A 392-nucleotide genomic window follows, 5' to 3' on the forward strand; every position below is an offset into this window, starting at 1 on the left:
GTACAGCCATGACACACCCAGCGCCCAGGGCATCGCCCTGCTGGTGGCGGCGGGTCTGGCCACCGGCCGCCCCGGCGCGGAGCTGGCCACCATCAACCGCAATGTGCTGGTCGGCAATTACTAGGGGGCGGTGGACTCGCTGCTGCCGGTGGCCGCACAGCGCAGCCCGGCCAGCAGCCTTGAAGAGATCAACGCCAACCAGCCGGCAGTATTCCTCGCCAATGCCTTCAATGACAGCCTGTTCCCGCCGGGCCAGCTGGTCGATTTCTTCAACCGCCTGAAGGGGCCCAAGCAGCTGCAGTTGCGCCACGGCGACCATGCCCTCAACGAGGCCTTCGGTGCGTTCGGCATTCCCAATGAGGTCTATGCCGCCGTAGGCGACTGGTTCGACC

The 392-nt window shown here is 66.3% G+C and carries 1 protein-coding gene; it reads left to right on the forward strand.

Annotated features, from left to right (window positions below):
- Window positions 1–130: 130 nt before the first annotated feature.
- Window positions 131–392: PhoPQ-activated pathogenicity-related family protein (locus tag I6F28_RS37255; protein WP_225143986.1), on the forward strand; the 262-nt coding region annotated here is incomplete at its 3' end.

The organism is Bradyrhizobium sp. NBAIM14 (assembly GCF_020193895.1).
GTDB lineage: Bacteria > Pseudomonadota > Alphaproteobacteria > Rhizobiales > Xanthobacteraceae > Bradyrhizobium > Bradyrhizobium yuanmingense.